Annotated in this window: 10 protein-coding genes; all 10 read left to right on the forward strand. The window is 60.6% G+C overall.

The window, feature by feature from the left end; translation table 11 throughout:
- The first annotated feature begins 100 nt into the window (after positions 1-100).
- A complete protein-coding gene (gene tagH / locus DDT56_RS22460; RefSeq protein WP_136168598.1) occupies positions 101-1864 on the forward strand; it encodes a type VI secretion system-associated FHA domain protein TagH in 1764 nt (587 codons plus the stop codon).
- A gap of 2 nt (positions 1865-1866) precedes the next feature.
- Positions 1867-2661, forward strand: coding sequence for a PP2C family protein-serine/threonine phosphatase (locus tag DDT56_RS22465; RefSeq protein WP_136168599.1), 795 nt, complete (start codon positions 1867-1869; stop codon positions 2659-2661).
- Positions 2662-2682: 21 nt separating this feature from the next.
- Positions 2683-3654 (forward strand): hypothetical protein, encoded by a 972-nt coding sequence (locus DDT56_RS22470; RefSeq protein ID WP_136168600.1) that lies wholly within the window; start codon positions 2683-2685, stop codon positions 3652-3654.
- Positions 3655-3670: 16 nt separating this feature from the next.
- Positions 3671-4486, forward strand: a complete 816-nt coding sequence (locus tag DDT56_RS22475) for a type VI secretion system accessory protein TagJ (protein WP_136168611.1) — start codon at positions 3671-3673, stop codon at positions 4484-4486.
- Positions 4479-5048, forward strand: coding sequence for a type VI secretion system baseplate subunit TssE (gene tssE, locus DDT56_RS22480; protein WP_136168601.1), 570 nt, complete (start codon positions 4479-4481; stop codon positions 5046-5048). Before DDT56_RS22475 ends, tssE begins: the two co-directional genes overlap by 8 nt.
- Positions 5049-5050: 2 nt before the next feature.
- Complete coding sequence (gene tssF / locus DDT56_RS22485) at positions 5051-6922, forward strand: type VI secretion system baseplate subunit TssF (RefSeq protein ID WP_136168602.1); 1872 nt, start codon at positions 5051-5053, stop codon at positions 6920-6922.
- Positions 6919-7962: a type VI secretion system baseplate subunit TssG gene (tssG, locus tag DDT56_RS22490; protein ID WP_136168603.1), complete on the forward strand. Its 1044-nt coding sequence runs from the start codon at positions 6919-6921 to the stop codon at positions 7960-7962. The genes tssF and tssG overlap by 4 nt, the downstream gene beginning before the upstream one ends.
- A 121-nt stretch (positions 7963-8083) precedes the next feature.
- Positions 8084-10696 carry a type VI secretion system ATPase TssH gene (gene tssH / locus DDT56_RS22495; protein WP_136168604.1) on the forward strand — a complete coding sequence of 871 codons (2613 nt, stop codon included), beginning with the start codon at positions 8084-8086 and terminating at the stop codon, positions 10694-10696.
- A gap of 26 nt (positions 10697-10722) precedes the next feature.
- The gene (locus DDT56_RS22500; protein ID WP_136168605.1) at positions 10723-12195 is read left to right on the forward strand and encodes a serine/threonine protein kinase; all 1473 of its coding nucleotides are present in this window, start codon (positions 10723-10725) and stop codon (positions 12193-12195) included.
- Positions 12196-12248: 53 nt separating this feature from the next.
- Positions 12249-14031: type VI secretion system Vgr family protein (locus DDT56_RS22505; RefSeq protein WP_136168606.1), on the forward strand; the 1783-nt coding region annotated here is incomplete at its 3' end.

Here is a 14031-nt window from a genome sequence, read left to right on the forward strand (position 1 = left end):
CCAATAACAGCTTCATTACCTTAAAGCCCCCAAACCGCACGGGCCTCGTTGAGACCCGCGCCGTTTGAGCGCTAATCATATACCCAGGCAGGAATACGCTATGCGATTCACAATCATCACCACCAAACCCGGCCATCAGCCACCGCAGAGTAGCTGTGATTTTAGCCCGCCGGGGGGAACTATTGGCCGCGGCAGCGATAATAATCTGGTTTTGCCGGATAATGACCGCGCCATTTCGCGGCTGCAAGCGATTGTCCATATCTCCGCCGATGGCGAATGCCGTATTACCAACCGCGGTAATGTGACGCGCATGATGCTGAACGACGTTCCCCTGGATCGCGGCCGTCAGGTTGAACTACAGGACGGCGATATCCTCGGCATCGACGAGTATCGTCTGCAAGTCAGCGAACTGACGCTGAACGCCAGTCCGGCTCCCGTCAACTCGGCGGCTCAACGTCCGGCGCAGACGCCGCCGGCGGAAAACGTCCCCACCGCCGTGCCGGCGGAAATTTGGGATAGCCTGATGCAGGAGTTTTCCATTTCCGACAATATTTCCGGTACTCGTACAAGGCCGCCGGAAGAGCCGCTGCTCAATCCGTTTACCGCGCCTCAGGAAACGGAGCGCAACCCGGAAGATCCGCTGGCGCATTTCGATACGCAAGAGCCGCTGTTTGACAAAAAGCACGTCGAAACGGACCAGCTTTTCAACAATGAAGAACTCTTTAAGAGCGACAGCATCTTCAACGACGCCACGCCCACCACGCTGACGCCGTCGGGCTATGCATCTTCTCCCCAGGCAAGCGACGAAGAAAACGAACTGGATCCACTTGCGCTTTTCACCGGCGCGGGCAGCGGAAAATCCCATATCAATAGCGAGGATCCGCTCGGTCTGCTGGGCGGCGCGCTGCCGCTGACGCAGCCTGACGACGTGGAAATGGCTCCCGAACCGCAAAGCGTTCCGCGGTCCGAAGCGCCGGCAACGGCGGATGAAACTCCCGCTCCGGTGAAAGAAAATACGCCCCTCTCCTACTCCCCGGTGGATAACTCATCCTTATTGAGCGATGAGCCGGAGGAGGAAACGCCGCGGAGTCAGGAGCAGGAGCCACAGGATTACGCCAGCATCACCCTGCCCACCCCGCAGACCGTACAACGCAGCGCCAGCCAGACGCCCACGGGCCGCCTGCGCATCGACCCGGTAAACTCCAGTCATGAGCAGAGCCACGCGGCATCGTCATCCGTTCGCGGCGATGTACTGCAAGGCGAGCTGCTGGAAGCATTGCTGGAAGGGATGGGGCTGGGCGATATGCAGCCGATCCCGCAGTTTGACCGGGACAGCATGCATCAACTCGGCCAGATGTTAAGCATGTTCTCGCAGGGCACCGTGGCGCTCCTGTCCTCGCGCTCTATTCTGAAGCGCGGCGTAAAAGCGGATATGACCATGGTGCTGGATGACGCCAACAACCCTTTCAAACTGCTGCCTTCCGGAAAAACGGTGCTGATGCAGATGTTTGGCTCCCGTATGCCGGGTTTTATGCCGCCGAAAAAATCGGTGCGCGACGCGCTTATCGACCTTCAGGCGCACCAGTTGGGAATGATTTCCGGTATTCGCGCCATTATCGCCGCCATGCTGCAATCCTTTAATCCGGACCTGCTGGAGGAAGCGGCGAAACGCGACGGCGCCACCTCGCGGCTGTCGCTGTCCACCAGCCGCAAAGCGGCGCTGTGGGACTATTTCGTTCGTCAATACAATGATACCGCGGGCGAAATCGAAGACGATTTCCATACCTTGTTTGGCGAAGCCTTCCTGCACGCCTACGACATGGAAGTGAACCAGTACAAAGACTCACAAAGCGGATCTGAATAACGATGAATATCAACACGGCCTCACTTTCCAGGCAAGGCGCTCGCGCCAGCAACCAGGATCAGATCGGTGAGACCATCGGTGAGCGTTCGGCTTGCTTTGTGGTATGCGACGGCATCGCCGGACTACCGGGAGGCGATGTGGCGGCGAAACTCGCCCGCGACGCCATCCTTTCACGGTTTGACGGCGATAATCACCTGAATGCGCAGCATATTCGCGACTACGTGAATGAAGCGAACCATACCATCCGCAGCGAACAGAAAACGGCGAAAGATTATCATCGCATGGGCACGACGCTGGTCAGCTTGTTTATTGATCGGGATTACCAGCTCGCTTACTGGGTGCACGCCGGCGACAGCCGCCTTTATCTGTTTCGCCGCGGCTGGCTCTATCAGGTCACCACCGACCACAGCCTGATTCAACAGATGAAAGACGCGGGACACCAGACCGATGGCATTAACGACAATCTGCTCTACTTCGCACTCGGTATGGACGATGAGGGCCGGGAATCCAGCTACAGCGACGTGGTGCCGATCGAAGACGGCGACGCGTTTTTACTCTGCACCGACGGTTTCTGGCATGGCGTCAGCGAAGAACAGATGAAACAGTCGTTGCATATGGTGAAGTCCCCGCAGGATTGGCTGACGCTGATGAACCAGGTTCTTTTGAAAAATGAGCATCAGACGCCGGGCAAGCAGGACAATTACAGCGCAGTGGCCGTCTGGATCGGCGAGCCTCAGGACACCACCCTGCTACATTCGCTTTCTGACGCCGAGCAGTTTCTCCCCCTCCGTGATTGATTAAGGCTAACAAGGATTTTTATGAAACTTTGGCTTTCGGGTTTGGCCCTGCTTGCGATATCCGCCAGCGCTCAGGCAGAAAATTACCGGATTGTTCAGTCCACCTCCCAGAAACTGGATGTCTGGATCGACAATATCAAAGACAACACGCCGAAAAGCTGGTGCACGGCGGAGCTATCGCTGCGCATTGTGGCTAACGGCGATAAAAAAATCAGCGTACTGGAATCCTTTATGCCCCGTCTGGGTTCGCTGCTGGAAAGCCAGTGCGCCAAGCTTGACGTGATTCACTGGCGGTTTAACCAACCCGACGGCACATCGATCGCCCAGGGAAATGCCGTCAAAATTAACGACTGGGCGCCGATTATCCCTCCCAGCGAGCCGGTGGAACAGGCCGTGAATACTCCGCCGCAGGTGCGCGTCGAAGATCTATCGCCTCCCGCCGACCAGACTCCGTGGCTGAAATTCAGCCTGCGGGATGGCTGCTATCTGCGCACCTTCTGGCAAGGGGGCCCCCATGCGCCGGCGCTGTTTATTCCGACCGTCGGCGATGACAAATGTGAAACGGACGTCTGGCTGAACGGCCGCTACGACGTCACTCAGCTGGGCGCCGGCGGCGAAAAGAAAATCGCCATAACCTTCGTACAGGGTTTCCCGGTGATTGGACTTAACAAAAAAGCCGACGCCAAAAAACTGACCATCACCAGCGCCAATAACGAACGTATGGTGATAAGCGACGGACGCCTGGCGCAAAGCTGGATGATCCTGCCTTACGCCGCAAACCTTAACGGCTGGCAGGCGAACGGCACCGTGGCGGTGGAAGTGCCGCACGATCTGGCCGGCAACGACGAACGCCTGCGTTTACGTCTGGAAGAGGTGCGCAAAGTCTGGTCCTCCTGGCTGGAGCCTGGCGCCAGCCTGACCATTGTGCTGGTCGACGCCTTGTATCCGCAGCTCCGCGATCCGGCGGCCGGCGCATACCGCACGCTGAAGTAACCCCTCAGGAGCCATGATGCAAACTCTTTATCAACAACTGGCGAGCGCGTCGCTCGCCGACACGCTGACGCGCCTTGAAAACGACATCAAAAGCCAGCCGGCGAACGCCGATCTGCGCGCGGCCTTTGTGCAGTTGCTGTGCCTGGCGGGGAATTGGGGACGCGCGCTGATCCAGCTTAAAAGCTGGCTGGCGCTGAAACCACAGGCAAAACCGACCATCACCCTGCTGGAACAGGCGATTGCCGGCGAACAACAACGTATTGAAGTCATGGCAGGACGCGCCCGTCCGAATATGCCGGACACCCAGTGGCCGTGGCTCGCCCCGCTATTGGCCGCCCTAAGCGCCCGCGACGCCGAGGCCGCCGGCGCGCAGCGCGCAGCCGCGTTTGAAGAAGCCGAACTCAACCCGGGGGAACTAAGGTCGCAAGATGGCGCCCATCGTTTCGACTGGCTGATGGACGGCGATGCCCGCCTGGGACCGGTGTGTGAAATCATTGTCAACGGCCGCTACTTCTGGCTGCCGTTTAGCGCCATCGCGGAAATGCGTTTTCAGGCGCCGGCAAGCGTCACCGATCTGGTGTGGCGGCATACGTCGGTCAGACTGGTGGACGGCACCGAACAGGTCTGCCAGATCCCGGCGCGTTATCCGCTGACGGAAGACGCCGAAGAGCGCTTCCTGCTGGCCCGCGCCACCGAATGGCAGGCGATAAACGGCGCCGGAGAACAGTATCTGGGGCTCGGTCAGAAAGTATGGCTCAACGACGGCGACGAGTTCCCGTTGCTCTCGCTCGAAAGCCTGACATTCGGCACGGATGAAGACGGGCATGAATAAGCCGTATCGCGAAAACGAGAACAATCTGCTGCACAGCGGCTGGCGGTTTCGCCGCGAGCAGGAGACCATCGGCGCGCGCGATAAAATGCAGCCCTCGCTGCTCGATCGCCTGACGGACGACGCGCCCGACAAACGCAAGGAGCCGGTCAACGGCAATCTGATTTCTCACGGCACGCTGCGCCGCCACGTGCTGCGCGACCTGCAATGGCTGTTCAACACCATCAACAATGAAGCGCAGCACGATTTAAGCGGTATGGATCACATTCGCCGTTCGGTGCTCAATTTCGGCGTCGCCCCGCTGGCCGGGCAACGCATGTCCGACATTGAATGGCAGGATATTCAGCGCAAGCTCACCGAGGCGATTTTGCACTTTGAGCCGCGCATCCTGCCGCAGGGACTACAGGTGCGCTGCGTCTCCGACCCGAAATCCCTCGACCTGCACAACGTACTGTCGATTGAAATCAAAGGCCGACTGTGGTGCGTGCCCTATCCGCTGGAGTTTCTGTTTCGTACCGATGTGGATCTTGAAAACGGCTACTTTGAACTGAAAGACGCGGGGTGAACATGGAGAGTAAACTGCTCGACTATTACAACCGCGAGTTGGCGTATCTGCGCGAAATGGGCGCGGAATTTGCCGAACGCTACCCCAAGGTGGCGGGACGTCTCGGCATGCGCGGCATCGACGTGGCGGACCCGTATGTCGAACGCTTAATGGAAGGTTTTGCCTTTCTTACCTCGCGCGTACAGCTAAAAATGGACGCCGAGTTCCCGCGTTTTTCCCAGCGTCTGCTGGAAATGATCGCCCCCAACTACCTGGCGCCGACGCCCTCGATGGCCATCGCGGAACTGCACCCCGACGGCGCCAAAGGCGATCTGAGCAACGGTTTTGTGGTGCCGCGCGGCACCATGATGGACAGCCAGACCCTGAAGAAAAGCGGCGTCACCTGCAGCTACGCCACGGCTCATGACGTCACGCTGCTGCCATTGCACATCAGTCTGGCGGAGCTTGGCGGCGTGCCCGCCGACACGCCGCTCGGTCAGCTTGGTTTAAGCCAGCGCGGCGCAGTGAGCGCGCTGCGCGTGCGCGTGGCGTGCGACGGCGCGGTCAATCTCAGGCATCTGGATTTCGACCGCCTCGACTTTTTCCTCAGCGGTCCCGATATTCAGGCGCTGAAACTGCTGGAATTGCTGATGGAGCACCAGGTAGGCATCGTCTGCCAGACCGTTGAGCCGAACCCGACGCGTATCGTCCTTGGCGATGACGCCCTGCGCCAGGAGGGCTTCGAAGCCGATCAGGCGCTGTTGCCGGACGACTTGCGTAACTTCGACGGCTACCGGCTGCTGCATGAATATTTCGCATTCCCGGCCCGTTTCCAGTTTATCAGCGTGCGCGGCCTTGGCCCGCTGCTGGCGCTAAGCGGCGAGGTCAAGGCATTCGACATCATCGTTCTGCTGGATAAGGCCGACGCGCCGCTTGAACGAGTGGTGGATAAAGACCATCTGGCGCTGCATTGTACGCCGGTCATCAACCTGTTTCCCAAAGTGGCCGAACGCCAGAAAATCAGCGACGCCCAGCATGAATATCATCTGGTGGTGGATAATATCCGCCCTCTGGATTACGAAATTTTCGCGGTGCAAAAACTCTACGCCAGCGTGGATGGCCTGCACGATGAGCAGATTTTTCGCCCGTTCTGGAGCACCTGGAGCCGGGATGGCGACAACTACGGCGCCTATTTTTCGCTGCGCCGCGAACAGCGCGCGCTTTCCGAACATGCGCTGCGCTATGGCGCCCGCACCGGCTACGTCGGTTCGGAGGCGTTCGTCTCGCTGGTGGATGAACACCACGCGCCGTGGCGCGACGATCTGCGCTATATCACCGCCGACGTATTGTGCACCAGCCGCGATTTGCCGCTGATGCTGCAACAGGATCTCGGCCAGTTCGTGATGCCGGACTCCCTGCCGGTACGCGCGCTTACGATGCGTAAAGGTCCGACGCCGCCGCGCCCGGCGCTGGCGGAAGGGCTCAGCACCTGGCGGCTTATCAGCCAGCTGCAAATGAACTATCTCAGCCTGATGGATAGCGATGACGGCGAAGGCGCCGCGGCGTTGCGCCAGCTGCTCGGCCTTTACGCCCAGCTTGCGGAAACGCCGGTGGCGCGGCAAATCGAAGGTATCCGCCACTGCGTGCTGGAGCCGGTGCACCGCCGGGTGCCGGAGCCAGGTCCGATTGTATTTGCCCGCGGCGTGGGCATCACGCTTACCGTGGATGAACAGGCATTTTCCGGCTCCAGCCCCTGGCTGCTGGGAAGCGTGCTGGAACGCATGTTCGCCCGCCTGGTGGCAATGAACAGTTTCACCGAATTCACCCTCAAAAGTCAGCAGCGCGGCGAAGTCGGCTACTGGGAGCCCCGGATGGGTAAAAGGGCGTTGATATGAGCGAGACGCTGCCAGCCTGCACTCCGATACGGCGTCTGACGCCGTTGTCGGAAACGTTCTGGGACGCGGTAATGACCGCGCCCTGGCGCTACGACCTGTTCCAGCTTCTGCGGCGTCTGGACGCTCAGGGCGGCGAACGTTACCTGCTTGGACGCGCGCCGCTGCCCCGTTTTGAACCGCTGCGCATCGGCCAGAAACCGTCAATGGCCTTCGCTCCCTCGACGATCGCCGAGGTGAGCCCACGCGATAACTCGCCGCTGCATGATGTCGCTATTTTCAGTTTCGGCCTCTTCGGCCCCAACGGTCCGCTGCCGCTGCATATGACCGAATATGCGCGCGAGCGCATTTATCATCATCAGGACGATAGCCTGAGCGCCTTTGCGGATCTGTTTCACCACCGCCTGACGCTGCTTTTTTACCGCGCCTGGGCCGACGCGCAGCCGACGGTTTCCCTCGACCGGGAAGATGACAAACGCTTCGAACAGTATCTCGCATCGCTCATCGGGATGGGGCAACCCGGCCAGATGGAGAAAGGCGGCCTCAGCCACCACGCGCGCTACGCGCTTGCCGGGCATCTCTCGCGGCACGGACGCGACGCCGAAGGGCTGGAAAAGATCCTGCGCCACTATTTTCAGGTGCCGGTTCGGCTGGTGGAAAATGTCGCGCAGTGGATGCCCCTCACCGCCGGTGAACAGGCGCGTCTTGGCGCGGGTCGACGCGTGCCGCGCCTGGGGAAATCAGCCTTCCTCGGCGTTGCGGTGCGCGATGCGCAGCATAAATTTCGCCTTGAGCTGGGGCCGCTGGATCTCGAAACCTATCGTCGTTTCGTGCCGGGCGGCGCCTGGGTGTCGGAACTGCGCGACTGGATACGCCAGTATCTGGGGATTGAATACCAGTGGGAAGTGCGCCTGATTTTGCACCAGGAGGCCGTGTGCGGCGCCGAGCTCGGCGGCAACGCGCCGTTGGGTTACGCCACCTGGCTCGGTCATCAGCCGCAGCCCGCGCCGCGCGGAGATCTGCTATTTAGCGTGGAGAGGTAAAGCAAAACGTTTTGCCGCTATGACTTTTTATTGTGCTTACGCATTTCTCCCGCCTTTGCGTACGCCCGGAAATAATACCGCCTGTTGCGTTCATTACGCATATTGATAAACGGAATCGATCATGTCAGAAATCAGCCGCGCCGTACTATTCGGCAAATTGGACACGCTGTTATTTACCTCGCTGGAAAGCGCCACCGCCTTTTGCAAACTGCGCGGCAACCCCTATGTGGAGCTGACGCACTGGCTGCACCAACTGATGCAGCAGCAGGATGGCGACCTGCAACAGCTTATCCGCCATTTCTCGCTGGATGAAGAGGCGCTCAGCCGGGACATTGTCGCGGCGCTGGATAAATTGCCGCGCGGGGCCAGTTCGATTTCCGATCTCTCCGAACATATCGACAGCGCCGTGGAGCGCGCCTGGGTCTACGGATCGCTGAAATTCGGCGTCAACCGCATCCGCGGCGGTCATCTGCTGATTGGCATTCTGAAAACGCGGAACCTGGCGAACGTACTGAGGGGCATTTCGCCGCAGTTCGATCGCGTCAGCGCCGATGAGCTGACCGATCGCTTCGATGCCATTTTTGCCGCCGGCAAAGAAACGCAACAGGCTGCAGCCGCCCAGCCGGAAGCGGGAAGCGCGCCTGCCCAGCAAAGCACGCTGTCGCAGTACGGTCAGGATCTGACGCAACGGGCGCGCGAAGGAAAAATCGACCCGGTGGTCGGGCGTGACGGAGAAATTCGCCAGATGGTCGATATCCTGATGCGGCGGCGCCAAAACAATCCGCTGCTGACCGGCGAGGCGGGCGTCGGGAAAACCGCGGTGGTTGAAGGACTGGCGCTGCGTATCGCCAATGGCGATGTGCCTGAGCCGTTGCAGCAGGTGCAACTCTGGCTGCTGGATATCGGCATGTTGCAGGCGGGCGCCGGGATGAAAGGCGAATTCGAAGCGCGTCTGCAAGCGCTGATCAATGAGGTTCAGGCCAGCGCCACGCCCATCATCCTGTTTATCGACGAAATTCATACCCTGATTGGCGCCGGCGGCCAGCAAGGGACCGGCGACGCCGCCAACCTGCTGAAACCGGCGCTGGCGCGCGGACAGCTACGCACCATCGGCGCCACCACCTGGGCCGAATACAAAAAATATATCGAAAAGGATCCCGCCCTCACCCGCCGCTTCCAGACCGTACAGGTGCATGAGCCGGATGAAGAAAAAGCGTTGCTGATGCTGCGCAGCGCCGTCTCGCCGTTGGAAAAACATCATCGCATATTGTTGCTGGACGAAGCGGTGAACGCCGCGGTCAGACTTTCACATCGCTATATTCCCGCGCGCCAGTTGCCGGACAAGGCGATAGCGCTGCTGGATACCGCCTGCGCCCGCGTGGCGGTCAGCCAAAGCGCGCCGCCGGCACAGCTGGAGAATTGCCTGCACCGTATCGCGGCGCTTGAGGTGGAAACCGGCATCGCCGAACGCGAAGCCCGCGTGGCGATAGGCGATAACGAGCGCCTGACCCGGCTGAAAGCGGAAAAAGAGACGCTTGAAGCCGAGCGAGATGCGCTGACCGCGCGCTGGGAACAGGAGCGCGAACTGGTGGACGCGATTATCGCTCTACGGGCGGAACTGCATGCCGCCGATGAAGAGGCTCAGCCGGAGCTGCGTGAAAAACTGGCGCAGCGCCAGCAGGCGCTCTCCGAGCTTCAGGGAGAAACGCCGCTGCTATTCGCCGCGGTGGACGCTAACGTCGTCGCCGCCGTCGTCTCCGACTGGACCGGCATCCCGCTGGGCCGCATGGTTAAAAATGAAATCGACGCGGTGCTGAATCTGGCCGACACCCTCGGTCAGCGCGTTATCGGCCAGCGCCACGGCCTGGAGCTGATCGCCAAGCGCGTTCGCACCTCCCGGGCCAGCCTGGACGACCCGAACAAACCGGTAGGGGTGTTTATGCTTTGCGGCCCCTCCGGCGTGGGCAAGACCGAAACCGCGCTGGCGCTGGCCGAATCGCTCTATGGCGGCGAACAAAACGTCATTACCATCAATATGAGCGAGTTCCAGGAAGCGCACACCGTCTCCACGCTCAAAGGCGCGCCTCCGGGTTACGTGGGTTACGGCGAAGGCGGCGTGTTGACCGAAGCGGTCCGCCGCCGCCCGTACAGCGTGGTGTTGCTCGATGAAATCGAGAAAGCCCACCCGGATGTGCATGAGATCTTTTTCCAGGTGTTCGACAAAGGCTGGATGGAAGATGGCGAAGGGCGGCATATCGATTTTCGCAACACCATCATTATTCTCACCTCCAACGTCGGCACCGAGCTTATCAGCGCCATGTGCGCCGATCCGGATCTGATGCCGGATCCAGACGCGCTGACGGGCGCGCTGCGTCAGCCGCTGTTGCAGGTTTTCCCGCCGGCGCTGCTGGGCCGACTGCTGGTGGTGCCCTACTACCCGCTCAGCGATGCCATGCTGGAAGAGATCGTACGCCTGCAACTCAAACGCATTCAGCGTCGTCTGGAGGAAAATCACGGCATTATTTCCCAGGTGGACGACAGCGTCATTACCCAGATTGTTCAGCGTTGTACCGAAGTCGAATCCGGTGGCCGTATGGTCAGCGCCATTCTTACCAATACCCTGCTGCCGCAGATGAGCCAGATATTGCTCACCGCCAGCGCGCGCAATGAAAATTATCGTCGCCTGCATGTGACTTTCTCACAGGGTGAGTTCCAGTGCCAGTTTGCGGCCTAACGCCATCATCAAGAGAGTTTTCCAATATGACGGATCACAATAACAACCGGACCGTGCCCAATGCGTTGCCGCTTGGGTATCGTTTCAATGAGTTTGAAATTAAGGAAGTGATTGGCGGCGGCGGGTTCGGCATTGTCTATCGCGCCTGGGATCATCAACTGGAACGCACCATCGCCATTAAAGAGTTTATGCCCTCAACGCTTGCGGTGCGCAACGACGACATGACATTGGTGCTGCGCAGCGAGCGTTTCAGTAAGGCGTTTACCGCCGGGCTGAACAGCTTTATTCAGGAGGCGCGGCTGCTGGCGCGGTTTAGCCATCCGAATCTGCTGCACGTCCTGCGTTTCTGGGTACAGAACGATACCGCCTACATGGGCACCGCGTTTTATAGCGGCACCACGCTTTCCAAGCTGCGCGAGGTACGCCCGGAGCTGATTAACGAAGCCTGGATCCGCCGCACGCTGCCGATGCTGTTCGGGGCCATCAAAACCATTCATGACGAAGGCTACCTGCACCGCGACATCTCGCTTGATAACATCCAGATTCAGGATGACGGCCTGCCGGTGCTGCTGGACTTCGGCTCGGCGCGCCGCAGCATCGGCAATGTTTCCGACGAAACCGAAACCATGCTGCGCCCCGGTTTTGCCCCTATTGAGCAGTACACCGACGACAACGAAAGCGAACAGGGTCCATGGACCGATATCTACGCGCTGGGCGCCGTGCTGCATACCTTGATCGTCGGTTCTCCGCCCCCGGTCAGCGTGGTGCGCAGCATTCAGGATAGCTATCAGCCGCTGGCCGAACGCCGCCCGGAAGGGTATTCGCTGCCGCTGCTACAGGCGGTAGACCGCGCGCTGGCGCTGAAAATTGAAGACCGTCCGCAGTCTATCGCCGAATTCTCCGCGCTGATTGAAATGCCGGTGGCGGCCCTCAGCGACGTGCTGGGTATCAAAAAACCAGGCACCATGCTGGTGCCGGTGGACCCGGATAAAGCCAAACTCTCTCCCCTCGACTGGAAGCGCTACAAAGCGCCTGGCCTGGTAACCGCCGGCGTGCTGGTGGGGCTGGTGGCCGGAGGGCTGTTCTTCAGCGGCGCGCCTGACAACGAGCCACAAGTACCAACCGCCGAAACGGTGCAGTCGCCGCCCCCTGCGGCGCAGGTGGCTACGCCGCCGGTCCAGGCGCCGACGCCAACCGCCGTCGCCGCGGCGACGGAAACATCCGCGCCGACTACGGTCAGCGTACCGGCGGAAGCGGCGCCAGAGGTCAGCGTCCCTGCCGTCAGCGCTGAGCCGGTAGCGCAGGTCTATGTGCGCCTGAGTGGAAGCGAACGGCTCACGCTCAACGGCAAACCGCAGACGGCAACGCCTGAGGACAATGGCTTCGCTACGCTGCAGCTGCCGCCAGGCGAATACGAACTCACGATCCTGGGTAACGGCCAGCCCCGCAGTCAAACCATTACCGTGGGCAAACCCGGCACCTGGCTTATCAACCCTTAACGTCAACGCTGCGTGTGGCGTCTGCGCCATACTTTCCATTCCAGGACATATTTATGCTCAACCGTATCACCGTACAGTTGCCCGTGGAGGGCCTGCTTTTCTGGAAGCTCGACGGCAGCGAAGCGCTGTCCGAATCCTTCTCTTTCGCCCTCACCCTGCTCGGCACCGACGCCCGCATCGACCGCAGCCAGCTGCTCGGCCAGCCCGTTACCGTCACCCTGCCGACCCAGACCCTGCTCGCCAACCGCTACCTTAACGGCAAGGTCACCCGCGTCGCCGTCAGCGCCGTCGAACTCTCCGGCACCCGCTACGCCGTCTACACCCTGACCGTCGAGCCCGACCTCTGGCCCATGAAGCGCGACCGCAACCTGCGCATCTTTCAGGAACAGACCGTCCCGCAGATTGTCAAAACCCTGCTCGCCGAATATCAGGTCAATATCGAGGACAAACTCACCGGCAGCTACCGCGTTTGGAACTACTGCGTTCAATACCAGGAGAGCAGCCTGAACTTTATCCAGCGCCTGATGGAGCTCGAGGGCATCGCCTACCACTTCCGCCACGAGCCCGACCGCCATACCCTGGTGCTCACCGACGCTACGCAGCAATATGAACCCTTCGCCGGCTACGAGTTCATCCCCTATCACCAGACCCCCTCCGGCGGCAGCACCGAAGAGGAAGGCATCAGCCAGTGGGCGCTGGCCGACAGCGTAACGCCGGGCATCTACAGCCTCGACGACTATGACTTCCGCAAACCCAACGCCTGGCTGTTCCAGGCGCGCCAGAACCCCGCCTCGCCGACGCCGGGCAGCATCGACGTTTATGACTGGCCGGGGCGCTTTGTCGACCACGACCACGGCGAGTTCTACGCCCGCATCCGTCAGGAGCGCTGGCAGGTGGAGCACCAGCAGATTCAGGGCACCGCCACCGCCCTCGGCGTCACGCCCGGCTGCACCTTTACCCTTACCAACGCCCCATTCTTTAGCGACAACGGCACCTATCTCACCACCCAGGCTACCTACCATTTCGAAGAAAACCGCTATGCCAGCGGCGCCGACAGCCAGACCGTCCATCGCATCGACTTTGCCGTTATCCCCGCCGCCGTGCCCTTCCGCCCGGCTCCGGCCACCCCCTGGCCGCGCACCTACGGTCCGCAGACCGCAAAAGTGGTGGGACCAGAAGGCGAATCCATCTGGACCGACAAATACGGCCGGGTCAAGGTGAAGTTCCACTGGGACCGGCTGGCCAAGGGCGACGACACCAGCTCGTGCTGGGTGCGGGTCTCCAGCGCCTGGGCGGGTCAGGGGTTTGGCGGCGTACAGATACCACGCGTCGGCGATGAGGTGGTGATTGACTTTATCAACGGCGACCCCGACCGCCCGATTATCACCGGCCGCGTCTATAACGAAGCCAGCATGCCGCCCTGGGCGCTGCCGGCCGCCGCTACGCAGATGGGCTTTATGAGCCGTTCGAAAGACGGCTCGCCGGACAACGCCAACGCCCTGCGTTTTGAGGACAAAATGGGGGAAGAGCAACTGTGGATCCAGGCCGAACGGAATATGGACGTGAGCGTGAAAAATGACGCTACCCGCTCCATCGGCAGCAACCACAGCCATTACGTGCGCAAAAACGAGCGCCACCGCGTGGAAGCCAATCAGTTGCAGGCGGTAAAAGGCGGCACGGAAATTCTCACCGGCCAAGGGAAACTTGACGCGGTGGTGGAAAAGTACGAACTGGCCTCCGGCACCATGCTGCGGCTGGTGTGCGGCAAAAGCGCCATCGAACTTCAAGCGGGCGGACAGATCAATCTGGTGGGCACCGGCTTTAACCTGTATGTGG

The organism is Brenneria corticis (assembly GCF_003115855.1).
Taxonomy (GTDB): domain Bacteria; phylum Pseudomonadota; class Gammaproteobacteria; order Enterobacterales; family Enterobacteriaceae; genus Brenneria; species Brenneria corticis.

Coding starts and splice junctions, on each gene's coding strand:
- tagH (WP_136168598.1), top strand. CDS start 101: ATGCGATTCACAATCATCACCACCAAACCCGGCCATCAGCCACCGCAG.
- DDT56_RS22465 (WP_136168599.1), top strand. CDS start 1,867: ATGAATATCAACACGGCCTCACTTTCCAGGCAAGGCGCTCGCGCCAGC.
- DDT56_RS22470 (WP_136168600.1), top strand. CDS start 2,683: ATGAAACTTTGGCTTTCGGGTTTGGCCCTGCTTGCGATATCCGCCAGC.
- DDT56_RS22475 (WP_136168611.1), top strand. CDS start 3,671: ATGCAAACTCTTTATCAACAACTGGCGAGCGCGTCGCTCGCCGACACG.
- tssE (WP_136168601.1), top strand. CDS start 4,479: ATGAATAAGCCGTATCGCGAAAACGAGAACAATCTGCTGCACAGCGGC.
- tssF (WP_136168602.1), top strand. CDS start 5,051: ATGGAGAGTAAACTGCTCGACTATTACAACCGCGAGTTGGCGTATCTG.
- tssG (WP_136168603.1), top strand. CDS start 6,919: ATGAGCGAGACGCTGCCAGCCTGCACTCCGATACGGCGTCTGACGCCG.
- tssH (WP_136168604.1), top strand. CDS start 8,084: ATGTCAGAAATCAGCCGCGCCGTACTATTCGGCAAATTGGACACGCTG.
- DDT56_RS22500 (WP_136168605.1), top strand. CDS start 10,723: ATGACGGATCACAATAACAACCGGACCGTGCCCAATGCGTTGCCGCTT.